Origin of the sequence: Streptomyces blattellae (assembly GCF_009709555.1) — a bacterium.
Classification (GTDB): Bacteria; Actinomycetota; Actinomycetes; order Streptomycetales; family Streptomycetaceae; genus Streptomyces; species Streptomyces blattellae.
The window spans coordinates 45,863-70,583 of the sequence record NZ_WJBG01000003.1 but is presented as its reverse complement, the minus strand read 5'-3'; the positions used below and the strand labels follow the sequence as shown (position 1 = coordinate 70,583).

The 24,721-nt window shown below is 71.0% G+C and carries 21 protein-coding genes; 12 read left to right on the top strand and 9 right to left on the bottom strand.

Annotated features, from left to right (window positions below):
- The first annotated feature begins 12 nt into the window (after positions 1–12).
- From GFH49_RS00295 to GFH49_RS00285, 3 genes are all read left to right on the top strand, one after another.
- The gene (locus GFH49_RS00295; protein ID WP_230396081.1) at positions 13–3,354 is read left to right on the top strand and encodes an alginate lyase family protein; all 3,342 of its coding nucleotides are present in this window, start codon (positions 13–15) and stop codon (positions 3,352–3,354) included.
- A gap of 35 nt (positions 3,355–3,389) precedes the next feature.
- Positions 3,390–4,646 carry an alginate lyase family protein gene (locus tag GFH49_RS00290; RefSeq protein ID WP_155053681.1) on the top strand — a complete coding sequence of 419 codons (1,257 nt, stop codon included), beginning with the start codon at positions 3,390–3,392 and terminating at the stop codon, positions 4,644–4,646.
- Between the two features lie 121 nt (positions 4,647–4,767).
- Entirely contained in the window at positions 4,768–6,372 is a 1,605-nt protein-coding gene (locus tag GFH49_RS00285) for a carboxylesterase/lipase family protein (RefSeq protein WP_196217804.1), read from the top strand.
- 264 nt (positions 6,373–6,636) lie between these two features.
- On the opposite strand, the gene GFH49_RS00280 is transcribed toward GFH49_RS00285, so the two are convergent.
- From GFH49_RS00280 to GFH49_RS00270, 3 genes are all read right to left on the bottom strand, one after another.
- On the bottom strand, positions 6,637–7,686 hold the full coding sequence (locus tag GFH49_RS00280; protein WP_155053680.1) for a LacI family DNA-binding transcriptional regulator: 1,050 nt from the start codon (positions 7,684–7,686) through the stop codon (positions 6,637–6,639).
- 243 nt (positions 7,687–7,929) lie between these two features.
- Positions 7,930–8,868, bottom strand: coding sequence for a homocysteine S-methyltransferase (gene mmuM, locus GFH49_RS00275; protein WP_155053679.1), 939 nt, complete (start codon positions 8,866–8,868; stop codon positions 7,930–7,932).
- A gap of 254 nt (positions 8,869–9,122) precedes the next feature.
- Positions 9,123–10,007: a DUF4394 domain-containing protein gene (locus GFH49_RS00270; protein ID WP_196217803.1), complete on the bottom strand. Its 885-nt coding sequence runs from the start codon at positions 10,005–10,007 to the stop codon at positions 9,123–9,125.
- A 451-nt stretch (positions 10,008–10,458) separates the two neighbouring features.
- Between GFH49_RS00270 and GFH49_RS39650 the strand changes: the two genes are divergently transcribed.
- From GFH49_RS39650 to GFH49_RS00260, 3 genes are all read left to right on the top strand, one after another.
- Complete coding sequence (locus GFH49_RS39650; RefSeq protein ID WP_230396080.1) at positions 10,459–10,902, top strand: hypothetical protein; 444 nt, start codon at positions 10,459–10,461, stop codon at positions 10,900–10,902.
- A gap of 73 nt (positions 10,903–10,975) precedes the next feature.
- The gene (locus GFH49_RS39645) at positions 10,976–11,362 is read left to right on the top strand and encodes a helix-turn-helix domain-containing protein (RefSeq protein ID WP_230396079.1); all 387 of its coding nucleotides are present in this window, start codon (positions 10,976–10,978) and stop codon (positions 11,360–11,362) included.
- A 10-nt stretch (positions 11,363–11,372) separates the two neighbouring features.
- Positions 11,373–11,588, top strand: coding sequence for a hypothetical protein (locus GFH49_RS00260; protein ID WP_155053677.1), 216 nt, complete (start codon positions 11,373–11,375; stop codon positions 11,586–11,588).
- Positions 11,589–11,631: 43 nt separating this feature from the next.
- Here the strand turns inward: GFH49_RS00260 and GFH49_RS00255 are convergent, their stop codons facing one another.
- Positions 11,632–11,850 carry a hypothetical protein gene (locus GFH49_RS00255; protein ID WP_155053676.1) on the bottom strand — a complete coding sequence of 73 codons (219 nt, stop codon included), beginning with the start codon at positions 11,848–11,850 and terminating at the stop codon, positions 11,632–11,634.
- Positions 11,851–12,249: 399 nt separating this feature from the next.
- Here GFH49_RS00255 and GFH49_RS00250 point away from each other — a divergent pair, with 399 nt between their 5' ends.
- Positions 12,250–13,353, top strand: a complete 1,104-nt coding sequence (locus GFH49_RS00250) for an aminoglycoside phosphotransferase family protein (RefSeq protein ID WP_155053675.1) — start codon at positions 12,250–12,252, stop codon at positions 13,351–13,353.
- A gap of 103 nt (positions 13,354–13,456) precedes the next feature.
- Here the strand turns inward: GFH49_RS00250 and GFH49_RS00245 are convergent, their stop codons facing one another.
- Complete coding sequence (locus tag GFH49_RS00245) at positions 13,457–13,891, bottom strand: hypothetical protein (protein WP_155053674.1); 435 nt, start codon at positions 13,889–13,891, stop codon at positions 13,457–13,459.
- Between the two features lie 176 nt (positions 13,892–14,067).
- Here GFH49_RS00245 and GFH49_RS00240 point away from each other — a divergent pair, with 176 nt between their 5' ends.
- Together GFH49_RS00240 and GFH49_RS00235 are read left to right on the top strand one after the other, a co-directional pair.
- Positions 14,068–15,156 carry a glycoside hydrolase family 43 protein gene (locus tag GFH49_RS00240; protein ID WP_155053673.1) on the top strand — a complete coding sequence of 363 codons (1,089 nt, stop codon included), beginning with the start codon at positions 14,068–14,070 and terminating at the stop codon, positions 15,154–15,156.
- Entirely contained in the window at positions 15,153–16,562 is a 1,410-nt protein-coding gene (locus tag GFH49_RS00235) for an RICIN domain-containing protein (RefSeq protein ID WP_155053672.1), read from the top strand. Before GFH49_RS00240 ends, GFH49_RS00235 begins: the two co-directional genes overlap by 4 nt.
- Positions 16,563–16,634: 72 nt before the next feature.
- On the opposite strand, the gene GFH49_RS00230 is transcribed toward GFH49_RS00235, so the two are convergent.
- Positions 16,635–18,314 (bottom strand): rhamnogalacturonan lyase B N-terminal domain-containing protein, encoded by a 1,680-nt coding sequence (locus tag GFH49_RS00230; protein WP_155053671.1) that lies wholly within the window; start codon positions 18,312–18,314, stop codon positions 16,635–16,637.
- A gap of 205 nt (positions 18,315–18,519) precedes the next feature.
- Between GFH49_RS00230 and GFH49_RS00225 the strand changes: the two genes are divergently transcribed.
- Complete coding sequence (locus GFH49_RS00225; RefSeq protein WP_155053670.1) at positions 18,520–19,560, top strand: rhamnogalacturonan acetylesterase; 1,041 nt, start codon at positions 18,520–18,522, stop codon at positions 19,558–19,560.
- A 65-nt stretch (positions 19,561–19,625) separates the two neighbouring features.
- Positions 19,626–21,353, top strand: coding sequence for a DUF2264 domain-containing protein (locus GFH49_RS00220; RefSeq protein WP_155053669.1), 1,728 nt, complete (start codon positions 19,626–19,628; stop codon positions 21,351–21,353).
- A 186-nt stretch (positions 21,354–21,539) separates the two neighbouring features.
- Here the strand turns inward: GFH49_RS00220 and GFH49_RS00215 are convergent, their stop codons facing one another.
- From GFH49_RS00215 to GFH49_RS39170, 3 genes are all read right to left on the bottom strand, one after another.
- A complete protein-coding gene (locus GFH49_RS00215; RefSeq protein WP_155053668.1) occupies positions 21,540–22,925 on the bottom strand; it encodes a hypothetical protein in 1,386 nt (461 codons plus the stop codon).
- Between the two features lie 332 nt (positions 22,926–23,257).
- Positions 23,258–23,407, bottom strand: coding sequence for a DUF7848 domain-containing protein (locus GFH49_RS41710; protein WP_155053667.1), 150 nt, complete (start codon positions 23,405–23,407; stop codon positions 23,258–23,260).
- Positions 23,356–23,661, bottom strand: coding sequence for a hypothetical protein (locus GFH49_RS39170; RefSeq protein ID WP_196217802.1), 306 nt, complete (start codon positions 23,659–23,661; stop codon positions 23,356–23,358). The genes GFH49_RS41710 and GFH49_RS39170 overlap by 52 nt, the downstream gene beginning before the upstream one ends.
- Before the next feature lie 208 nt (positions 23,662–23,869).
- Between GFH49_RS39170 and GFH49_RS00205 the strand changes: the two genes are divergently transcribed.
- Positions 23,870–24,619, top strand: coding sequence for an isocitrate lyase/PEP mutase family protein (locus GFH49_RS00205; RefSeq protein ID WP_155053666.1), 750 nt, complete (start codon positions 23,870–23,872; stop codon positions 24,617–24,619).
- Positions 24,620–24,721: the final 102 nt, after the last annotated feature.

The window sequence follows — 24,721 nt, the reverse complement described above, 5'->3', positions numbered from 1 at the left end:
CCAGGAGAAACCGTGCAAGCCCTCAGCCCTCTCAGCAGACGAACGTTCCTCGGAGCGGCGGGACTCGCGGGCCTGGCCGGGAGCGGACTGCTGTCCGCCCTCGCCGCCACGCCCGCATGGGCCCAGGCCGCCGACGCGGCGTTCTCCTTCGCGCACCCCGGCCTCCTCCACTCCCGTGCCGACCTGGACCGGATGAAGTCCGCGGTGGCGGACGGCCGTGCCCCGATCGCCGCCGGCTTCGCCGCGCTGGCCGCCGACTCCCGTTCCCAGCACGGCTACGCCGTCCGCAACACCGGACAGATCACCACCTGGGGCCGCGGCCCCACCGACAACACCAGCCAGGCCGTCACCGACGCGGCCGCCGCCTACCAGAACGCCCTCATGTGGGCGGTCACCGGCGACGTCCGCCACGCCGACAAGGCCCGGGACATCCTGGACGCCTGGGCCGCCTCGCTCACCGGCATCACCGGCGCCGACGGCCAACTCGGCGCCGGAATCCAGGGGTTCAAGCTCGTCAACGCCGCCGAGATCCTCCGGCACAGCGGCTACGACGGCTGGCCCGAGGAGTCGATACGCCGCTGCGAGCGCTCCTTCACCGACGTCTGGTACCCGGCCCTGTCCGGCTACTGCCTCTACGCCAACGGCAACTGGGACGTCGCGGCGCTGCGCACCATCCTCGCCATCGCCGTCTTCTGCGACAACCGGGTGATGTTCGAGGACGCCCTGCGCTTCGCCGCCGCCGGCACCGGCAACGGCTCGGTCCTGCACCGCATCGTCACCGCCGCGGGCCAGGGCCAGGAGTCCGGCCGCGACCAGGCCCACGAGCAGCTCGCCGTCGGCCTGCTCGCGGACGCGGCCGAGATCGCCTGGCAGCAGGGCGTGGACCTGTACGGCTTCGCGGACGACCGGATCCTCGCCAACTTCGAGTACTTCGCCCGCTACAACCTCGGCGACGACTCCGTACCGTTCACCCCCGACCTCGACCGCACCGGCAAGTACATCAAGACGGCCGTGTCGGACCGGCAGCGCGGAGCGTGGCGACCGCTGTGGGAGATGGCGTACGCGCACTACGCCGGACGCCTCGGCAAGCCCGCCCCGTACACCGAGAAGGCCGTCTTCCGCGGCACCGGCGGGACGCGTGTGGTCGAGGGCTACCAGGAGGACCACCCGGGCTGGGGCACGCTCACCTACGCCGGGACGACGGCCGCCTCGCCCACCGCGCCGTCGGCCCCCGCCGGGGTCACCGCGAGCGGCGAGGGCCGCTCCGTCACCGTGACCTGGCTGCCGTCCGCGTGGGCGACGACGTACACGGTCCGCCGGGCCACCCGCCTCGACGGCCCCTACGAGGAGGTCGCCTCCGGGATCGGCACGCCGGCCTACAAGGACACCGGCGTACGCCCGGGACGGACGTACTACTACACCGTCGCAGCCGCCAACTCCCAGGGCAGCAGCGGCGATTCCCTGCCGACCGCGCTCACCGCCGGCCTTCCCGAGCCCTGGTCCACCCAGGACCTCGGTGAGGTGCGGATCCCGGGCTGGGCGGCCTTCGACGGGGAACGGTTCGTGCTGGAGGCGAGCGGCACCGCCGACACGTACCGCATCGCCCACCTCCCGCTGCCCGGCGACGGAGCGATCACCGCACGCGTCGTCTTCCCGCTCAGCTCGCAGTACTCCAAGATCGGCGTCACTCTGCGCGACTCCCTCGACGCGGACGCGGCGAGCGCCGCCATGCTGATCCAGGGGCTGCCGCTGCACACTTGGAGCGGAGTGTGGAGCGTCCGCCCGAAGGCCGGGGCGCCCGTCTCCGGCACCGGCAGTACCCCCGTGCCGCCGTCCCAGCAGACGGCGATCACCAGCGCCGCCGCGTTCCCGATCTCCGACCTCGGCACGCTGCCCGAGTCGGCGACACCGCTTGAGGCCCCGTACGTCGAAGGGGCGGGCGACGGATACCGGCTGCGGGCGCCCTACTGGGTCCGGGTGACCCGCAGGGGCCGCAGCTGCACCGGCGCGATCTCGCCGGACGGCGTCCACTGGACCGAAGTCGGCACGTCCGAGGTCGACTTGGGCCGCATCGCCTACGCGGGTCTGGTCCTCACCTCCTGCCTCGGTGTCGACGCGGAGTACGCCGAGACCGGCACCGGCGCCTTCGACAACGTCAGCGTGGTCTCCAGGGCCTTCGGCGAGGTCTGGTCCGTGCCGCGCCCGGACCGCGCCGCGACCGGCCTCACGGCCACCGCCGGAGCCGACGCGGTCGAGCTGGCCTGGACCGACCCGGACCTCTCCGCCCGCTACAAGGTGCTGCGCTCCACCGCGGCCGACGGCCCCTACGACACGATCGCCACCGGCATCGGCCCGGTCGGCTTCGGCACCCGCACCCGGTACGCGGACGCCACCGGCACGCCCGGCACGACCTACCACTACGCCGTGGCCAAGACCAACTGCGCCGGACGCGGGCCCCTGTCGGAGTCCGCCACGGCGACGATGCCGACCCCCTCGGTGCCCCGACTGACCTCCGCCGGCGCGGCGTTCGCGAACAAGGGCGTGCCCTTCGAGCACCTCCTGCGCGCCTCGCACGAGCCCATACGGTTCACCGCGGACGGTCTGCCGGACGGCTTGCGCGTCGACAGGCGCACCGGACTCATCTCCGGAACACCCACCCAGGCCGGCGAGTTCACCGTCACCACCACCGCCGGCAACGCCGCCGGTGAGGCCACCGGCACCCTCACCCTCACGGTCGGCACCCCGCCGCCCGCGCCCTGGACGTACGGCGACCTCGGAGACGTGATCCTCGACGACCGCGACTACGGCGCGTTCGGGGTGGTCGCGGTCCGGACGCCCGGCAGCACCGCCCACAGGGACGGGACCTTCACGGTGCGCGGTGCCGGGTACGAACTCACCGCCAACAACCAGGGCATGACCGGTCAGTTCGTACGACAGCCCGTCACCGGTGACTGCGAGATCACCGCCCGGCTCGTCTCCCGCACGGGCGCGAATGCCGACCGGGTGGGCCTGCTGATGGCCAAGTCGCTGTCACCGTTCGACCAGGCCGCCGGGGCGATCGTCACCGGCGGGACCACCGCGCAGCTCATGCTGCGCACGGCCGTCGCCGGCCGGTCGGCGTTCACCGGGAACGGGGCAGCCGCCCTTCCCTCCCTGCTGCGGCTGAAGCGCGTCGGGACCGCCTTCACCGCGGCGCTGTCCACCGATGACGGCGCCACCTGGACCACCGTCGCCACCGGCGAGGTCCCCGGGTTCGGTGACGCCCCCTACTACGTGGGCCTCGTGGTCTGCTCCCGCAACCAGCTGGCCCGCTGCACCACCGAGTTCGACGAGGTGAGCATCACCCCCATGTAGATCCTCTAGATCCTCCAAGGAATGGAGATGCACCCATGAGCCGCACTTCCCCCCACGAGCAACTCCACACACCAGAGGTGAGCCGCCGCGGTCTGCTGAAGACCGCCGGCGGTCTCACCGCCGCCCTCGCCGTCGGCGGGTCCACGGCCGTGCTGACGGGCGGCACGGCCGGCGCGGCCCCCGCGACCTTCACCCACCCCGGCATGCTCCACAACGCCGGTGACATCAACCGCGCCCGGGTGCGGGTGGCCGAGGGCACCGACCCCTGGCTGTCCGGGTGGAACCGGCTGACCGCCAACTCCCACTCCCAGTCGACCTGGGCGGCAAACCCGCAGGCCACCATCATCCGCGGCGGCGACGGCCAGAACTACGGCATCCTCTACAACGACATCCACGCCGCCTACCAGAACGCGCTGCGCTGGCACGTCGGCGGCACCGCCGCGCACGGCGACTGCGCCGTGCGCATCCTCAACGCCTGGTCCGGCAGGCTCACCTCGGTCACCGGCAACGCCGACCGGTTCCTGGCAGCCGGGCTCTACGGCTGGCAGTTCGCGCAGGTCGCCGAACTCATGCGCGGCTACGCCGGGTTCGACCTGAACCGGTTCAAGACGATGATGCTCAACGTCTTCTACCCGCTCAACGACCAGTTCCTCCGCCAGCACAACGACGCCTGCATCACCAACTACTGGGCCAACTGGGACCTGTGCAACATGGCCTCGATCATGGCCATCGGGATCCTGTGCGACGACGGCGCCAAGTACGACCAGGCCGTCAACTACTTCAAGACCGGCGGAGGAAACGGTTCCATCCAGCGCGCCGTGCCGTTCCTGTACAGCAACGTCGAAGGCTACGACCTCGGCCAGTGGCAGGAGTCCGGACGCGACCAGGGCCACACCATGATGGGCATGGGCCAGATGGGCGCCCTCTGCGAGATGGCCTGGAACCAGGGCGACGACCTGTACTCCTACGACAGCCGGCGCTTCATGAAGGCCGCCCAGTACGTCGCCAAGTACAACCTGGGCAGCAGCGTCCCCTTCACCACCTACACCTGGGGCACCGGGCAGAACTGCGCCCAGCAGTCCCAGACGGCGATCTCCGCCACCGCCCGCGGCGAGGTCCGCCCGGTCTGGGCGATGCTCCACTACCACTACAACCGGCGCCTGTACCTCGACGACAGGTACATCTCGCAGATGTGCTTCTCCATCGCGCCCGAGGGCGGAGGAGGTGACTACGGCTCCGCCAGCGGCGGCTACGACCAGCTCGGCTTCGGCACGCTGATGTACGCCAAGTAGCTGTTTCCGGGGCGTATGCCCCATCGCCCGCCAGGCCGTCTCGCGCACCGGAATAGTCGTTCGTGATGTGGTGCTCTGACATGTGCAGGGTGCACGAAGTGCGGCGAGAGCAGGTGGGCGCATGACGGCGGACCAGACGGGACAGGTGACGGAGCCGGCCGAAGACCCGGTGATCAGGACGCCGTACGGGGCCGTGCGCGGCCGGTACGAGCACGGCGTCGCGGTGTTCCGGGGCATCCCGTACGCGGCGCCCCCGTTCGGCACCCGCAGGTTCCGGCCGCCCGAGCGGCCGGAACCCTGGGACGGGGTGCGGGACGCGGGCGCCTTCGGGCCGACCCCGCCGAAACCGCCGTACTCCGAGGCCTTCGGGCAGTACCTGTCCGACCCGGTCGTCCCCGGCGAGGACTGCCTCAACCTGAATGTCTGGACCCCCGAGCCGGGCCCCGGCGCCCGGCTCCCGGTCATGGTGTGGCTGCACGGCGGCGCCCTGACCCGCGGCTCCTCGTGCGTGCCCGTGTACGAAGGGAGCCACTTCGCCCGCGACGGCATCGTGTTCGTCTCGGTCAACTACCGACTGGGAGTAGAGGGTTACGGACTGTTTCCGGACACCCCGGCCAACCCCGGTCTGCGCGACCAGCTCGCCGCACTGCAGTGGGTGCACGCCTCGATCGCGGCCTTCGGCGGCGACCCCGACCGGGTGACCCTGTTCGGCCAGTCGGCCGGGGCGATCAGCATCGGAGCGCTGCTCGCCGCCCCGCAGGCGCAGGGCCTCATCCGGCGGGCTGTGCTGCAGAGCGGGCCGCCGGAGGCCGCCGAGCGGGACAAGGTACGGCGGATGGTGCGCCGTATGGCCACCCGGCTGAAGATCCCCGCCACCGCCGCGGCCTTCGCCGACGTCGACCGGGAACTCCTCCTGCGCACCCAGGCCGACGTGGGCAGGCTCAGCAGCCCGGTGCTCGGCGGGCCCGCCTTCGGGATCGTGGTCGACGGCGATGTCGTCCCGCGCGACCCCTTGGCGGCCCTGACCGAGGGCGACGCGGCGCGGGACGTCGAGCTGATGATGGGCTGGACCCGCGACGAGTACCGGCTGTGGCTGGTGCCCGGCGGGCTCCTGGAGCGCGTCGACCGGCTCGGCCCGGTCGCCCTGGCCGGGGCCATGGCCCGCTGCCGCTGCGGTCACGAGGTGCCGCGCGGCTACCGCGCCCTCCACCCCGACGCGGGCACCGCCGAGATCGTCGGCCAGATGGTCACCGACCACCTGCTGCGCCTGCCGCTGCACCGCCTGGCCGACGCCCGCCCGCAGTCGTCGTACGTCTACGAGTTCACCTGGCCCTCCGGCCTCCCCGGCCTCGGCTCCTGCCACGCCCTGGAACTCGGCTTCGTCTTCGGCACCGGCGACCTCCCCGAGGCGCGGAAACTGGCCGGCGAGGGTGGACCGCAGGAGCTGGCGGACGCGATGCACTCGGCGTGGGTGCGGTTCGCGACCGATGGCGACCCCGGCTGGCGGCACTGGGACGGCACCCATCCGGTCCGCCTGTTCGGCGACGGCGAGCCGGAGATCGCCTTCGGCCCGCGCGACGCGGAACTCGCCCTGTGGGCGGCCGACGCACGGGCGCGGGAAGCGGTTCCGGACTCGGCTCCCGCGGACGGTGCGCTCGCGCGCGGCGCGGAAATCCGGTCGGTCGTACGACGGTTGCGGCTGCCGGGGTCGGTACGGCGTTCCTGACGCCGGGCGGGCCTCCTGCGGCTGGTCGGAGGGTCCTGAGGCGGGCCGGAGCATCCTGCGGCTGGTCGGAGGGTCTTGGGGTCGGGTGGGTGTTGCTGGGGTGGGGTGGAGGGTCTTGGGGTCGGGTGGGTGTTGCTGGGGTGGGGTGGAGGGTCTTGGGGTCGGGCGGGTGTTGCTGAGGTCAGGTGGAGGATCCTGAGATCGGGCGGGCGTTCCTGACACCGGGCGGGCGGCCCTGAGGCCGGGGGACGATACCGGGGCCGGTCACCTCGCCGCGACGGAGTCCCGCACCACCACGTGCGTGCCCAACAGCAGGTGCTCGTCCGGGGTTTCGGGGGTGCGGCCCAGTGCCGTGCGGACGGCGAGACGGCCCAGTTCCTCGTAGGGGACGTGGACCGTGGTCAGGGCCGGGTGGAGGTCACGGGCGAAGGGAATGTCGTCGTAACCGGCCAGCGAAACATCGCCGGGAACGTCCAGGCCCGCCTCGTGCAGGGCGGTGAGCGCGCCCGCGGCGACCATGTCGGTGGCGGCCACCACGGCCGTGAACTCCAGTCCCCGTTTCAGTGCCTCGCGCAGCAGACGGTGACCGGAGTCGCGGGTGAAGTCGCCGTGGAGGAGCAGCGCCGGGTCCGGCTCCAGACCGCGGGCGCGGTGCGCGGCGAGGTAACCGCGTTCACGGCCCTGCGCGGTGGTGTGGTCGGGCTTGCCGCCGAGGAACAGCACCCGGCGGTGGCCCCGGGAGAGGACATGGGCGACCAGGGCGTAGGCGCCGCCCTCGTTGTCGTACTCGATGACCGTCACCGGCGCCCCGGGCCCCAGCGGCGGGCGGCCGCACAGCACCAGCCGGGAGCCCGCCGACGCCAGCTGGTCGGCCATCCGGCGGGTGCGCTCGCGGTACTCGGGGGTGTCGGCGGAGCCGCCCACCAGGATCACGGCGGCGGCCCGCTGGGCGCGCATCATCTCGACGAACTCCAGCTCGTGCCGGACGTCGCCGTCCGTGCTGCACACCACGCACAGATGCCCGAGCCGGGTCGCCTCCCGCTCCACGCCGTGCGCCATGTGCGCGAACGACGGTCCGGTGATGTCCTCCAGCACGAACGCCAGCGTGGGCGTGGCGACACCCGCCACCGCCTTGGCGCGCGCGTCGGCGACATAGTCCAGCTCGCGCACCGCCCGCATCACCCGAGTGCGGGTCGCCGAACTCACCGGATACACCCCGCCCAGCACCCGCGACACCGTCGACGCGGACACACCCGCGCGCGCCGCCACGTCCCGGATGGTGCTGCGACTCGCGTCCGCGCTCTTCCTCGTCATGCTCCGCCCCGCCCCCTTCGTCAGCTGCGGCAACACGGTGGAAACCGGTTCCCAATCCGGAGGCTAGCAGTGGGAAGCGGCAGGAACGAGGGGCGGAACGCCGGGATCTCACGCTGCGCACGCGGGCCGGGCGAAGCCGGCTGCGGTTCGGAGGCGCCCTGTAGGGGCGCGGGGGACCGCGCGACCAGCCATGACGGCGCCGCAGACGGCCGACGGCACAGCGCCGCACTTCCAGCGGAGCGTTTACGCGGGCGCCAGCGTCCGCGCGATCGACGTGATCGCCTCCGGACCCACCCGGCAGCACCCGCCGATCAGCCGCGCCCCCGCCTCCTGCCAGCCCCGCACCTGCTCGGGCGCGAAGCTGGACCGGCCGGTCCAGGCGCGGGCCCCGGCGTCCCAGGCCTCACCGCTGTTGGGATACACGACGACCGGTTTTCCGGTGACCCGGGCCGCGATCCGGATCGCGGCGTCGACGTCCTCGGGCGCGCAGCAGTTCACCCCGACCGCGATCACCTCGTCCGCCTCGGCGGCCGGCCCGAACGCCTCCGCCAACGGCTGCCCGGCACGCGTACGATCCCCGTCGACCGTGTACGACAGCCAGGCCGGGACGCCGAGTCCACGCACCGCCCGCAGCAGCGCGGCGGCCTCGTCGGCGTCGGGAACCGTTTCCAGCGCCAGTACGTCGGGCCGGGCGCCGGCCAGCACTTCGAGCCGTGGCCGGTGGAAACGCTCCAGCTCATCGACGCTCAGCCCGTACCGGCCCCGGTATTCGGAGCCGTCCGCGAGCATCGCCCCGTACGGGCCCACCGACGCGGCCACCCACAGCGGCCGGCCCGTCCGCGCGCGACGAGCGGCCTCGCGGGCCAGCTCCACACTGAGCGTGAGCAGTTCGGCCGCCCGCGCCCGTCCGATCCCCCGCTTGCCGAAGCCCTCGAAGGTGGCCTGATAACTGGAGGTGATCGCCACGTTCGCGCCCGCCTCGAAGTAGGCGAGGTGGGCCTCGGTGATCGCCTCGGGCTCCTCGGCGAGCAGCCGCGCCGACCACAGCCCGTCACTCAGGTCGTGCCCGGCGGACTCCAGCTGGTTGGACATACCGCCGTCGAGAACGACGGTTCCGGCGGCAAGGGCCTCGGTGAGGGTGGCGTCCGCGAAGGACACGGCATCGGGGGTGTCGCTGGTCATGCACCGACGCTAGTCGAACACGCGACGAACAGCCGACTGGGTCCAGTAGATGGACGGGTGGCTCACGATGCGGGATGCCGGGTTACGATCACGCCCTTCCCAGACGCGCCCGTCCTCTTCGGCCCTCTCAGCCCGGAAGCCGCCAGGCGAGATGAGGCTGGTGCGCCCGCGCCCTGCGCCGGGGCAGGCAGACGGACTCGCCGCGGCCCAGGTAGCGGGCCGCGGCGAGAAGGTGAGGCGATGACCCGGCGGGGTCAGCTGCCGCTGATCGTGATGGTGAAGTCCGTGATCTGGACTGAGTTCGGGAACGTACCGATGAGCGTCGGTGCGCCGGTGAGGATGTCGATGCTGTAGAAGGACGCCCTGCCGTTGTACGGCGTGATGGTGGCGAAGGCGGTGTTGGCGGTCGTCTTGCCGTTGGTGAGGGTGCTGAAGATGTCGTAGCCGGCGTCGAGGTTCGCGTCGAAGCCGAGCAGGCCGGTCGGGACGAGGTTGCCGGCGTTCGGAGGCGACTGGATGGTGATCTGGTCGTTGAAAGTGTCCACGTTGGTGAGCGTGGTGCCGGTGGAGCCGACCAGGTCGTTGTTCGTGTACGCGGCGCCGGTCACGCCGGTGGCGGCCGTGGTCGCCGGCGGGATGTTCAGGCTGCTGTCGGTGGCCGTGGTGCCGTCGTTCAGGTTGTGGCGCAGGTTCTGGCCGTTGTTGCTGATCACCCGCAGCCGGTCGGCCGCCGGGTTGAAGTCGATGTCGAAGGTGGTGCCGTAGAGCGCGACCTGGAGCTGGGAGACCTTGGTGACGACCACGTTGTTGCTGCTACCGGGCGGCGGGGTGGTGATCGTGTAGATGCCGCCCTTCTCACCGAGGCCGTACATGAGACCGTTCTGCACCCGGTGGTCGATACCGACCAGCCTGGTGTCGCCGCTGAGTCCGGTGACATCCCGGACCCAGTTGAGGATCCCTGGGGCGTCGGTGGAGAAGCTGGCCATGGTCAGGCCGTCACCGGTGATCCCGAACGCCTGCAGGCTGGGAGTGGCGGTGACGGCGGCGGAGCCGGAGCCCGGCGAGGTCACGATGAGCGCGGTGGCCGCGGTCACGACGGCGGCGGCGGTCGCGATTCTCTTCCGGGTCCCGGATTTCATGGCTTTCAGCATTGTTGGCCTCCCGTTTGAACACAGGTCAGTGGGTGGCCCGCGCCCCGCGAATTCGGAGTGGTCCCTTTTCCGAATCGGTCCCTGCTCGGGCGGCGGGCACGGGTCTCATTAAGCCGAGGCCCCAGCCCGCTCACAAGGGAATCGAGCCACAAGTGCGCCCCGATAAACGAACTTTGCGCACTGTGACAAACACCGTGCCCGCACACCCTTCACGGTTTCACCCGGAGTGATAAACGGGCATCCGGTTTTCGTCTGTCGGCACCCCCCTCGCCCTGGGTGAACGGCATGCTGACCGACGAGGACCTGGCTTTCATCGCGTCGATGGGCGAGGTGCGGGCCGAGGCGGGCATGTCGCTGGACTCGCGCCAACTCGTCCTGGGCATCCACACCGAGCTGATGCTGCGCGAGATCAACGAGGCGACGGACACCCTGCGCGGGGGTGACCTCGACGAACTCATGTGCCTCATGCGCTGGATCGCCCCCGCAGGGCGAGCGCGGCATCCACGCCTACCGCGGCGGCTACGAGTCGGTGCTGCGCCGCCGTATGCCGTACGCCGAACAAGTCGCCATGCTGGCAAGGGCGTTGCCGTCGGAGAACGGCGCAGCGGCGGAGCTGGCCCAGCGCGCCGACATGGAACTGGCCGACGCCTACACGGTGTTGGTGGTCCGGGTCCCGGGCCGCCCACCGGGCGACCGCGACCCGGAGAACGACATCGAGGCCCTGCTGAAGACCCACCAGGTACCGATGAGGTGGCACACGGAACGGGAGCCCGCCGACGCCCCAGGCACGGGAGCGGAGAGCGGCGAACTGATCGCCCTGATCCCGGACTCCGCCCCTGCCGCACTGCCGCACTGCCGGATTCCGACCCCGAACCCGCCGTAGCCACTCTCGTCCCGGACCGCCCTTCGCCGACGCCCTCGGCCGCCGCTGTGCCGCCGGTGCCGCCACCGCGCCGGTGACCGGCCTGGCCTCGGCGCTCGAACGGGCCCGGCGGATCAGCAGGGCGGCCCCGCTGCGGACGTCGGCCCGGCTGAGACCGCACACCCTGGCCGACGTGTTCGTCGAACTGGGCGTGGTGGAGGTGCCGTTCGTCGACAGCTGGCTCCGCTCCACGGCCCGGCTCCTGGAGACGGGCCCGGACCTCTTCGTCACCCTCGACGCCTACTACCGCCACGACATGAACCGCGGCCCCGCCGCGGCGGCCCTCGACATCCACCCCCGTACCCTCGACTACCGCCTGCGCCGCGTAAGCGAACTCACCGACCTCGACCCGGGTTCGACACACGGCGTACGGGTCCTGACCGCGGTAGTCGCCCGGGACCTGTCGGGAGCGTGGCGCTGACCCGCAAGGCTTGACCCGCAGGGCAGGAAGAGGGACAGAACAGGACCACGAGGACGTCAAGGCCCTTCGGCCAGGAGGGCAAGTCGCCGAGCAGGCCGGTGACCTCCACCCCGAACGCCTTCTCGCGCACCGTGCCGTCGGCCTGGAGCGCGGCCTCCCACAGCGTGCGGCTGGTGCGCTGCTCCAGCGCGTCGACGCCGAGCACGGCGTCCATCTCGCTGGGTGAAGGTCCAACTGGTGGAGTACTCCCAGGTGTAGCAGGGGTGGAGTCATCCACCGGCGGAGGCGATCCAGGCGAGCAGGCCGTGGGAGAACCCGGCCCCGTCGGTCCGGAACAGGATCTTCTTGCGGTGGGGGCCGGGCAGTTGCTCAACGGCCTGCACGAAGGTGCCGATGTTGTCGTCGGTGTCGTTGCAGCCGGCGTCGCCGGGCCGCAGTTTCTGGGCGAGCATCTCGCCGCGGGTGTCGCAGTACACCAGCACGGGCACAGGCCGAAGACGCCCTTCTTGCAGGTGCCGGCGGCGCCCTCTTTCTCGGATGCGCCGGCCACCGGGGCGGCGTCGGAGTCCAGCACGGTCCAGCCTTCAAGCGGCCTGCCGTTCACGGTGATCCAGGGGAAGCCGTCCTCGCGCTGCTGGAGCAGCTTCCACACCCGGCGGCGGACCGCGGCGCGGGCCCGCGGTCGGGGGCTCGGGCGCCGAGAGGGATCAGCACTTGACCTAGCCATGACCGCTTAGCTACGCACCCCCTGAACTGCGCCCCCTTCGCTTGAGCGGGGGACCCCCATGCCGCACGGCGCCGCTCGCTCCCCCCCCACTCCGCCGCTGCGCCCGCGTTCCGCGCGGACGACGGGGCAACTCAGAACAGGCCATAGCTAGCCTTGCCGCATGCCTGTCCTGGATGGAGACGCCGAGGCGCGCGAGGTCCTCGGAACCGAAGAAGCCGTTTTCGAACCTCTCGTCCACAACCCCAAGAACGGTGTCACGGCGGGCGTCTGGCGGGTCACCGCCGGGGACCGCTCGGCCGTTCTGAAGCTGCTCACCCGCAACAAGGCGGCCACCGGACGGTGGGCCGCCTCGGACGAACCCCGGCACTGGAACCACTGGCGCCGCGAGGCCCATCTCTACGAGTCCGGGCTCGCGCAACTCTGGCAGCAGTACGGCATCCGCGCGCCCCGGCTGCTGGCCTGCGTCGAACGTGCGGACGGCGATGTGGCGCTGTGGCTGGAAGACGTGCCCGGCGAACCGGGCACCGCCTGGCCTCTCGCCCGGCATGTCGAGCACGCCCGCCGCCTGGGCGCCGCCCAGGGAGCCGTGCACCCGGACGACATGCCGTGGCTGACCCGCGGTTTCCTGCGGCAGTACGTGAGCAGCAACACGCTCGGCCAGGAACTGCTCGACGACGGCGAGGCTTGGCAACAGCCTCTGGTCCGAGACCACTTCCCCGCCGGCCTGCGCCATGACATGGTCCGCCTCCACCAGGACCGCGCGTGGTTCCTGGACGTCATGGAGTCCCTGCCGCGCGCCTTCAGCCATCTCGACCAGTGGCCCGCCAACGTCCGCTCCCACGGCCCGGACAGCGTCCTGTTCGACTGGGCTTTCGCCGGGGACGGCGCGCTCGGCGAGGACCTCGGCAACTACCTTCCCGACACCGTTTTCGATCTGTTCATCCCCGCCGCCCGGCTGCCCGGATACGCGGCACGGGCGTACGAGGCCTATCTGCACGGTCTGCGGGAGAGCGGCTGGCAGGGGGACGAGCGGCTGGTACGGCTGGGCGTGTGCGCGTCCGCGGTGAAGTACGACTGGATCACCGCCCTCATGCTCGCCCGCGCCGGTGAGGAGCAGCTCGACTACGGCGGCGCCCGTACCGTCTCCGCCGAACTCCGTTACCGTGAACGCGGGTTGACGCTCGCCTTCCTCGCCGGCTGGGCGGCCGAGGCGCGCGATCTGGCCCCGCGACTGGGCTTTCCGCAGGCACCGAGCGGACACTGACGCCTGCGCCGCCCGCTCGGGTCCGTCGCGCTGTCAGCGGAGTGGTGAGCGCGCGGTGGTGGTGCGGGCGTGGTGCCGTGGGCCGCCAGCGCCATGTGCCCCCCTACCCCGCATGCCGCCCGCCCCCGCGTCGTCCCCCGTGCCCCTGTGTCCCTCGTGTCGGCGGCACCATCAGTCCGCCCAGCAGGCCGAGTCCCAGCACATAGGGCCACCAGCCGAACGCGTCGCTCGTCGCGCTCGCCGTGCGCGTGTCCGTGGGCGTCGCGTCGGCTGCCGTGCGGGTGGCGAGGGTCGGGGAGGGGCTTGCGGTGGTCGCCGGGGTCGTTGCCGCGGTCGTCAGGGTGGCGTCGATGCCGTCGACGCCCCGGGAGGGCACGGTGACGACCGGGTCGCCGGTGAGGGGCACGTCGCGGTCGGCGAGCACATCGGCGGTGAGGTCCCGGATGCCCGCGGTGCCGGCAGGGGGAGCGGTGACCAGGAGAGCGACCGCCGCGAAGGCGCCCGCGGCCGCTGCTGTTCTGTGGGGGAGGCTGCTCACGTCCCAGGGGACGGAGCGGGGCGGCGGTGGATAACAGAAACTTCGCCGGACGAAAATCGGCGCGTCGGTCCCGTTGACCTCCTGGTGACACCCCCATACCTTTTCGGCGTTCGTAATCGCAAATGACGTTCGTGATATCGAACATCACACTTCTCGCCCCCCGAGAGGCAGCCTGTATGAGCCGCTACGAACCCCATGGCCTCGACCGCAGACGGATGCTGAAGGGCGCCCTGGCCGCGGGCGCCCTGGCAACCGCAGCCCCCACGGCGGCCCACGCCGCCACCGACGCACCCGGCCGGAAGACCGCACCCTTCGTGAACCCGCTCGTCCGCAACCGCGCCGACCCGCACATCCACCGCCACAGCGACGGCCACTACTACTACACGGCGACCGCCCCCGAGTACGACCGGATCATCCTGCGCCGCTCCCGCACCCTGAACGGGCTCGGCACCGCCGCCGAATCGGTCATCTGGACCAAGCACGCCACCGGCGACATGGGCGCGCACATCTGGGCGCCGGAGATCCACCGCATCGGCGGGAAGTGGTACATCTACTTCGCCGCCGCGCCCGCCGAGGACATATGGGCGATCCGCATCTGGGTCCTGGAGAACGCGCACCGTGATCCCTTCAAGGGGACCTGGGTGGAGCGCGGCCAGCTGAAAACGGCCTGGGAAACGTTCTCCCTCGACGCCACCACCTTCACCCACCGGGGCACCCGCTACCTCGCCTGGGCCCAGCACGAGCCCGGCATGGACAACAACACCGGCATCTTCCTGTCCAGGATGGCCGGCCCGTGGACCCTGACGGGACCTCAGATCCGGCTCTCCACACCCGAGTACGACTGGGAGCGCATCGGCTTCCGGGTCAACGAGGGACCGTCGGTCATCGCCCGCCACGGCCGGCTGTTCATGTCGTACTCGGCCAGCGCCACCGACGCGAACTACTGCATGGGCCTGCTCACCGTCGACGCGGACGCCGACCTGATGAACCCCGCGAACTGGTCCAAGTCGCCTACGCCCGTCTTCACCAGCAACGACACCACCGGGCAGTACGGCCCCGGGCACAACAGCTTCACGGTCGCCGAGGACGGCCGCACCGATGTCCTCGTCTACCACGCCCGCCAGTACAAGGAGATCGTCGGCGACCCGCTGAACGACCCCAACCGGCACACCCGCGTCCAGAAACTGGGCTGGAACCCGGACGGCACCCCCGACTTCGGCATCCCGGTGGCGGACACGGCCACGGAGACGGAGCTATCGTCATGAGACGTGCGTACGCGGTCCTGCTCGCCCTCTGCCTGGCGCTGGCGGGAGCCCTGGTCACCGCGGGACCGGCCCAGGCCGCCCCCCTGACGCTCCCCAACGGCGTCCAGTTCACGGACACTTCGGGCAACGCCCTGCACGCGCACGGCGGCGGGGTCATCAAGGTCGGCAGCTACTACTACTGGTTCGGCGAGAACCGCAACGCCGACAACACCTTCCGGTACGTGGACGCCTACCGCTCCACCGACCTGAGGAACTGGGAGTTCAGGAACCACGTCCTGACCCAGTCGTCCGCCTCCGAACTGGGCACCGCCTACATCGAGCGGCCCAAGGTCATGTACAACGCGTCCACCGGCGAGTTCGTGATGTGGATGCACAAGGAGAACGGCACCGACTACAGCGAGGCCCGCGCGGCCGTCGCCGTCTCCGACACCGTCGACGGCAACTACACCTACCAGGGCAGCTTCCGGCCGCTCGGCCAGCACATGTCCCGGGACATCACGACGTTCGTCGACACGGACGGCACCGGCTACATGGTCTCGGCGGCCAACGAGAACTACGACCTGCACATCTACCGGCTGACCGCCGACTACACCGGCATCGCCGGCCTGGTCGCCAACCCGTGGCCGGGCGGCCACCGCGAGGCTCCGGCGCTCTTCAAGCGGAACGGCGTCTACTTCATGCTGACCTCGGGTGCCACCGGCTGGAGCGCCAACCAGCAGCAGTACGCCACCGCCACCTCGCTCGCCGGACCGTGGACCTCGATGGCGAACGTCGGCGACTCCACGACGTACAACTCCCAGACCGCCTACGTCCTTCCCGTGCAGGGCACTTCGGGCACCTCGTACCTCTACATGGGCGACCGCTGGGGCAACTCCTTCGGCGGGACCGTCAACGACTCCCGGTACGTGTGGCTGCCGTTGACCTTCCCGACCTCCACCACGATGTCCATGTCCTGGTACCCGGAGATCACCGTCGACGCGGCCGCCGGGACGATCAGCGGAACGAGTGCGACGTACAACACGCTGATCGCCCGCAACAGCGGCAAGTGCGCGGACGTACCCAACCAGTCGCTGTGGCAGGGCGTCGCGATCAGCCAGTACACCTGCAACAGCGGCACCAACCAGAAGTGGTGGTTCAAGGACCTCGGCACCGGTTACTACCAGCTGGTCGGCCGCGGCAGCTCCCTGTGCCTCCAGGAGAACGCCTCCAGCGTCACCCAGGAGAACTGCGGCAGCTCGACCAGCCAGCAGTGGTCGGTGGTGACGTCCGGCTCGTACGTGAACATCAGGGCCCGCGCCACCGGCGAGTGCCTGGACGTGAACGGCGCGTCCACCGCCAACTCCGCCGCGGTCATCACGTACACCTGCAACGGAGCGACCAACCAGCAGTGGACGCGCGGGACATGAGCCTGTGGTATGTCACATGTGACATGTGGAATGTGACATGTGACATGTGACATACCGCGATGTCGTACGGGATCAGGGCAGCAGATCGATCGCGTCGATCGACGTCCCCGCACTGAGAAAGCCGGTGGTCCCCGAGCCGCTCGCCACGTAGATCTGCAGCGTGTTGTACGCGCTGGTGTCCGTCAGCCAGGCGGACGCCGGCACGCTGTAGGTGAAGGTGTGATTGTTCCCCCGGTACGAGCCGTTGGTCAGGGACCGGGTGCCCGGCTGGGTGGGCGGCGAGGGGACCGCCGAGGTCCAGGTGCCGTTGACGACGACCTGCGGGCGGCCGTTGGCGTAGGCCGTCGTCACGCCGATGCGCAGGGTGTGCGCGGCGGCGGCCTGGGCGGCGGTCAGCCGGAAGTAGACGATGATGCCGTCGTTGACGTCCTGCCACAGGTAGCAGGGGAAGGCCGAGGTCTCGCTGCCGCTGCCGATGACGACATTGCCGGTCCAGGACGCGGCGCGGACGTCAGAGGGATGGGCGTAGGTCATGAGGTCGGCGTTCTTGAAGCCGCTGGGGGTGCCGTTCCAGTCGTTGATGCGCCAGATCGCGCTCGCGTTGCTCGGGTCGTTGGAGGACGGGATCGTGATGGTGTTGAGGGTCGTCGTACCGCCCGCGGAAACGGTTACCGACCCCGTGTGAACGGCCAGCTCACCCTTGAAGACGGTCAGCGTGTACGTCCCCGGAAGGACGCCCCCGATGGAGAAGTAGCCGTCCGAGGAGCGGGCCGAACCCCAGTACTGCGCAGCCGAGTTGGCGAGCCCGACGGTATACGCGTACGACGTGTTCCGCCCGGAGATCCCGACCCCCGCCACCCGGCCGCGGCCGCTCGCGCCGACGTACCCCGCGATGCCGAGCGAGTCCGCCCAGGAGGTGGTGAGCGTGCCCGGGAACAGCGCCGAGGACGGGGCGCCGCCGTCCGTGAAAGCGATGACGTACGGGCCCTGGAGGCCGAAGCGCTGAGCCTCCGTCTGGTTCTGGCCGTAGTACAGGATCTCGTACAGGCCGCCGCCGCCCGGCCCCTGGTGCCGCAGCAGGGAGCGGTAGAACGGGCCGCCGGACGCCTTCTCGTGATTGCTGCGCACGATCCACAGGCCGACGCCGCCGCTGCTCCAGCCGATGTAGTCGTAGTCGATCACCCGGAGCTTCGAGTAGTGCTTCGAGCGGGTCTGTCCGTCGGACTTCGCGTACACGTCCGAGGCCTCGATCGTGGAGGTCGTGTACGTGCCGGAGTCGGGCTCGTCGTTGGCGAACTTGCCCGCGTTCACGCGCACGATGTAGCGGGTCGCGGAGACAGACGTGTCGGCCTTGTTGGTCCACAGGTAGACGTTGTTCTCGCCGCTGCGGGCCGCGTAGTAGTGCCGGAGCGTGCCGTGGGTGACGGAGATCAGGATCGTCGACCCCGACTGGCTGATCGTCACGGTGGACGAGCCGAGGCCGGACTCGACGTGCGAGTTCATGCCGCCGTAGCCCTGGTACTCCGTGCCGCGGTAGACCAGCGAGGTCAGGTCGCCGTTGGACTTGCTGACCTTGAAGACGAGGTTCGCGCCGGTGTCGACGACGTAGTTCGAACCGTCGTCGGACCAGCCGAAGGCCGCGGCGGACGCGGTCTGGGCGAGCGGCCCGGCCAGGGCCGCCGACCCTGCGGCGGCCGCCGTACCGAGCACGAAGGTACGGCGTCGGACGGGCCTGTTCCCGGATCCGGACATGGGGGTGCCTCCTTCGGAGATGTGGGGGTGCGGATGTGAGGCAGAGTGACAGTTGAATCACGTTCGCGAAAGGGCTTTCACGTCCCGGGTGTTGGTAGTTGTGTGAAATCGCGCCGAAGTCTAGAAAGCGCTTGCCAATGCGCGATACGGTCCAGCCGCCGGGCCTTGTCGAGTCGGCCGCCGTCGTCGTCTGTGGGAGCCGCGCATGAGACGTTTCACCCTGACCGCGCTGGCCGCGGTCACGCTGGCAACCGCGCTGTCCGCCGTGCCCGCCCACGCGCACGAACGGCCGCCGGACCCGGTCGGCTGCACGGCCACCGCCTGCCACTTCGACGTCCCGCCCGGCACGTACGACGTACGGGTGCTCCTCGGCGGCCCCACCGAGTCGAGCACCGGCATCACCGGCGAAACCCGGCGTGCCCTGCTTCCGGAAACGTTTACCGCCGCCGGTCAGCGCGTCGCCCGCAGCTTCACCGTGAACGTCCGCACCCCCCAGGGCGAGCCGACCGGACCCGACGGCACCGCGGGTCTCGACCTGGCGATCGGCGGCTCGGCTCCCGCACTGGCGGACATCCGCGTCACCCCGGCCCGCCGCGACGCCCGCCAGATCTTCCTCGTCGGCGACTCCACCTCCTGCGACCAGCCCGGCGACCCGTACGCCGGCTGGGGCCAGCAGCTGCCGCAGTTCCTCCGCAAGGGCGTGTCCGTCGCCAACTACGCCGACTCCGGCGAGAGCACGGTCAGCTACCTGCAGAACCCCCGGCTCTGGGCCACCGTCCAGCCGCTGATCCGGCGCGGCGACCTCGTCCTGATCCAGCTCGCCCACAACGACAAGACGACCGACGCGGCGACGTACCGGGCCAATCTGGAGACACTGGTCGCGGGCGTGCGCGAGAAGGGCGGAACCCCGGTCCTGGTGACCCCCATCGTGCGACGCTGGTTCAACTCCGACGGCACCCTGAACAACGACACCGCGCTCCTCGTCAACGGCCTCGGCGTCGACCACCCGGCCGTCACCCGCTCGGTCGCCGCCGCGCACGACGTCCCGCTGATCGACCTGACGGCGAAGACGAAGGCGCTCGTGGAGTCCTTGGGCGTCGAGGCGTCCAAGGCGCTGTACCTGTACAACGAGAAGCGGGACAACACGCACACCTCCGTGCACGGGGCCACGGTGTATGCGGAACTGGTCCGCGACGAACTCGTCGCCCAGCACCTGGTCGCCAAGAGCCTGGTGCGGGTGGGATGAGCCCCTGGGGCGCTTCGACCGGAACCGGAGCGCCCCAGGCCCTTGCCGGAAGGAAAGCGCTGCTGATGGAACTGGACCGCGACGACCGTGACCTGAGCCCGTACACCGGTTACACCCGTGCTCACTGGGAGGCCGCCGCTGACGCCCTGCTCGCCGCCGTCGAGCCGTACGCGACCGAGGACCGTGCGCTGTACCATCTGCCCGGCGACCGCACGAGCTGGTCGGGCCGGCTGTCGGACGGCCTGGAGGGCTACGCCCGTACGCTGCTGCTGGCCGCCTTCCGCCGGGACGAGACCGCGCTGGAGCGTTACGCAAACGGTCTCGCTGCGGGCGTCTCCGGCATCTGGCCGCGCATCGAGGACCGCAGCCAGCCGCTGGTCGAGGCGGCGTCGATCGCCCTGGCCCTGCGACTGACCCGCCCCCTACTCTGGGACCGCCTGGACGACGGCGTCCGGCAGCGCGCCGCGGCCTGGCTGGGCGACGCGCTCACCGCCGAAGCCTGGCCCTGCAACTGGGAGTTGTTCCCGGTCACCGTGGGCGGTTTCCTCGGGGAAATCGGTTACGAAACCGAGGCGTCCCGCGCGGCGATCGACCGCGGTCTGGAACGCATCGAGAAGTGGTACGTCGGCGACGGCTGGTACACCGACGGCGACGGCCGCAAGTTCGACTACTACAACGGCTGGGCCATGCACCTCTACCCGGTGCTGCACGCCTGGCTCGCCGACGACACCGGTCTGCTCGACCTCTACGGCGGCAGGCTCGCGCGCCATCTGGAGGACTACGCCCGTCTGTTCGGCGGCGACGGCGCCCCCATGCACCAGGGCCGCTCCCTGACGTACCGGTTCGCCACCACGTCCCCGCTGTGGCTGGGCGCACTGTCCGGCCGCACACCCCTGTCGCCCGGCGAGACCCGGCGGCTGGCCTCGGGAGCGCTGCGGTACTTCCTCGACCGGGGTGCCGTGGACGGCCGCGGCCTCCTCACCCTCGGCTGGCACGGCCCCGACGAGACGCTGCTGCAGGGCTATTCGGGCCCGGCGTCCCCGTACTGGGCGAGCAAGGGCTTCATCGGCCTGCTGCTGCCGCCCGACCATGAGGTGTGGACGGCGACCGAGGAACCGGGCCCGACGGAGCGCGCCGACGCGGTGACCGCGATCCGCCCGGTCAACTGGCTGATCCAATCGACCAGTTCGGACGGCCTGGTCCGCCTCCACAACCACGGCAGCGAGGACGTCCGCTACGACCCGTACTACACCCGGCTCGGGTACTCCACGGCGACGGCGCCCGCACCGTCGTACGACAACAGCGTGATCGTCGGCGACGACCCGAGCCGGACGGACATCGTGCCGCTGGGCGTGGGGGAGGGCTGGGCGGCGTCGCGGCACTCGGTAGGGGACGGGATCCGGGTCACCAGCGTGGTGCTCGCGCAGGGCTCCGTGGAGGTGCGGGCCCATCTGGTGGCGGGCGCGGAGCCGGGAACGCCGGTGCGGGTCACGGGCTGGGCCGCGCGGGACGGCGTACGCGCGGAACTGCTGCCGCTCTCCGGGCTGGACGACGCACTCACCGGCGCGACCGGCGACGGAGCCACCCTCTTCGTCGCCCTCGCCCGCCTCACCGCCGAGCCGGACCCCGCACCGCTCGCCGAACTGGTGGCCGTGCGCGTCGACGACGAGGACGGGATCTACGTCCGCTTCAGCGACGGACGGGAGGTCCGGGCACGGCTGGCGGATGGCGAGGGCGTCAGCGTAAAGGCCTCCGCCGTCGGCGTACGGGCCTCAGGGGCGGACGGCGGCTGACCGCGGGGCAGGTGACCAGCGGCGCCAGGATCCGGGCCCCGCGCCCCCTCCCGCCCGAATCGCGCTTTGCGCGGCTCGGGCGGGAGGCCCCATCGCCGCCCCTACGCCGCCGCGGGGCCCGCCCTCCGGGCGGACGACGGGACGTTCGGAACACGCCCTGGGACCTGTCCGGCGGGCGGGCCGCCGCTAGGGGGTGAGGCGGGCGATCTTCAGCGTCTTCGTGGTCGGGGACGCGCCGGTGAGGGGGGTCGCGTACGACGGGGTGACGGGCACGGACGCCCAGGTCAGCGTCCCGTCCTTCTGGACCGCGATGTCGCCCGTGATGCGGGTGCCGACGACGCTGTCCGCGCTCTGGAACTTGCCGTTCCAGTCGATGAGCCGCAGGTGGGTGCCCGTGAAGGTGCCGGTGCAGGCGCCGCTCGCGCACTTGGCGTTCTTCAGCGACTCCCAGGAGAGCAGGAGGCGGTTCTTGCCGTACGGGGCGACGCGGACGTTGACGTGTTCCGTGCCCTTGGCGCTGGTGAGGTAGATCGTCTTGCCCGCCTTGGTGCTGCGGTTCTTCAGGAAGGCCACCGCCACCTGGTGCGTGCTGGTATTCGGCTTCACCGTCCAGCCACGGCCGCTGGAGTCGTCCGGGTTCTTCTTCGCGGACGCGGCGCCGCGGGAGGCGAAAGCGGTTGCGTAACGGCCGCTGGACGACCTCACCAGATCGCCGGTACGGCCCGGGAACGTGCCGCCGCAGTACCCCGCCCAGCACTGCTCGCGCTGCACGACGGGCGCGTTGTCCGGAGCGCCGATCCCGGTCGACACGAACAGGCCCGAACGCCAGTCGTCGAAGCAGAGGGAGGTGAAGGCGCCGGTGGCCTCCGCGTGCAGGGCGATGCCTTCGTTGTGGCTGCACCCCCAGCTCCAGCCACCGCTGAGCTTGGCGCCCCTGGGGCCGACGTACGACAGCTTGTCGCCGAAGTGGCCGTCCGCGAAGCCGCCCGCGCCGTGCACGACGAAGTACGCGCCGTACTTCTTGCCGTTCCAGGTGAGCTGCCCGTCCAGCAGCGGGGCCGTGTCGTGGGAGGCGGTGCCGGTGAGCTTGGTGCGGAAACTCTGCTTGCCGTTTGTGTAACGGATGATCGCTGCCGCCGTCTCCTTCCACTTGTTGGTGTCGGCCACCCGGGTCAGCAGCGCGAAGCCGTCATTGTGCGCGACCAGCCCGCCGACCTCCTTGGCGCCCTTGACGACGGTGTCCGTACCCGAGCGCTTCCCCGCCGACGTCAGCGGCGTCACATGGATGCCGTCCGCGGCGGGCCAGGCGACACGCAGGCTGCCGTTCGGCGCGACGGCGGTCGCCGTCCGCGTCCACTCGCGGCTGTTGTTGTACCCGGCTGACAGGTAGCGGAACTTGGCAGGGAGAGTGACGCTGGTGCTGGTCGGCGTCAGCTTCGGTGCGGGCGTCGCCGCGCCGGCCGTGGCATACCAGGCGCCCACGAGGGCCCCGGCCGCGGCGATACCGGCGATGACGGGCTTGCGGGCCACCCGGTTACGGCGGTGGCTTGACGTTTGTCTTGCGGATGTCATGCCCTCTTGTCGCCACCGGCCGCCGGAAGGTTGCCCCGACCTGCGCGTCCTTTTCGTTGCCCGGACAAGCCCGACGACGGGGATGCCCTGATCGAGGGCGCGGGCCGGATGTTCATCACCGTGCCGGAGTCCAAGACCGTGACCGCCGCAACCCGGACGGCACCGACTGGGCGGTCCTCGCCGACCCCAACACTCATAACTTCCAGTTCTGGAGCACAGCCGCACTTCAGCGGGCATGGAAGAGGCTCCGCCCATGCGCCACGCGGGAGCGACGCACAGACGGGGCAGCCGACACGCTGAGCCTTGCTTGGGCCGTCCTCAGCGCGCCGGGGTCATTCGTTCCGGATCACTCGCGCGTGGTCAGTGAACACACGCCGGAACGTGTCGTGATCCGGGTTACGGCCCGTGTGACGCAGGCACCGGCTCCGATTCAGGCCACGCTGCGGAGTGCGACCAGCGCCGCGGTGCTCCCCAGAGCACACGTCAGGGCAAGAGCCAACAGCTTTCCGCCGCGGTTGCGATAGCTGCGCAGGGCCGCCCATGCTCCGGTGGCGCCAACGACGGCCAGAGCCGCGCTCACTACACGCATGGCGATGTCGGAGCCCGGCAGGACGGTCGCTGCAACGCCGCCCAGAGCCACCATCGCGCTGAGGATGCCTGCGAACATTGCTGCGTTCCACCAGGTGCGCGATGACAGTCGCTCCCGGCTGCCGTCGCCCATGTCATTCATCAGCATGTCTGGCAGGCTAAGCGATCGCCCGGATCGGCGGAGCCGACGAGAGGCACAGTCTTCCGTTGCCCCCGCAGTATCTGCGTGCGGCGCAGAGCCGGAGAGCCGGCGGGCTGCTGATCCGGCAGGAACAGTTGATCCCGGCGGAACAGTTCGGCTCCCGCCGAAAACAGTTCGGCGGGAGCCGAAGCAACCCGCACGTACGGTGCCCGGTATGAGCTTCGCCGACCTTCACCACGCAGCTGAGCCTTTGCTGCTGCCCAACGCCTGGGACCACGCCTCGGCGTCCGCGTTCGCCGCCCAGGGGTTCCCCGCGGTCGCGACGACGAGCCTCGGGGTGGCCGCTGCCGTCGGTGTGCCCGACGGCGTTTCGGCGACGCGGGAGCGCACTCTGCAACTCGCCCTCACTCTCGGCTCGGAGCCGTTCCTTCTCTCGGTGGACGCCGAGGACGGCTTCAGCGACGACCCCGACGAGGTGGGGGAGTACGCGCGCGAGCTGGCGGTCGTCGGCGCCGTCGGGATCAATCTGGAGGACCGCCTCGGGCCCGTGGACCGGCATGCGGCGAAGATCGCCGCGGTGAAGTCGGCGGCGCCCGGTCTCTTCGTCAACGCGCGCACCGACGCGCACTGGCTCGGAGACGGCGAGGACACTGTGAGCCGCGTCGACGCCTACCAACAGGCGGGCGCCGACGGCGTGTTCGTACCCGGGCTGTCCGATCCCCAGGAGATCGCCCGGCTGGTGAAGCGTCTCGACGTACCGCTCAACATCCTCTACTCACCCACCGGCCCCACCGTCCCCGCTCTCGCCGGCCTCGGCGTGCGGCGCATCAGCCTGGGCTCGCTGCTGTACCGGCGGGCGCTCGGCGCGGCCCTGGAGACGGTCGCCGGTATCCGGGCGGGCGGCACACCGCGGGGCGCGGCGCCCTCGGTCGCGGACGTGCAGGCGTTGGCCCGTACCCCGTGAGCCCGACTACCTCGTGAGCCCGACTGCCCCGTGAGACCGACGGCACAGACCGGAAACGGGCCGGCTGGTACCGTGGATACTTTCGCGGGTATCACAACCTTT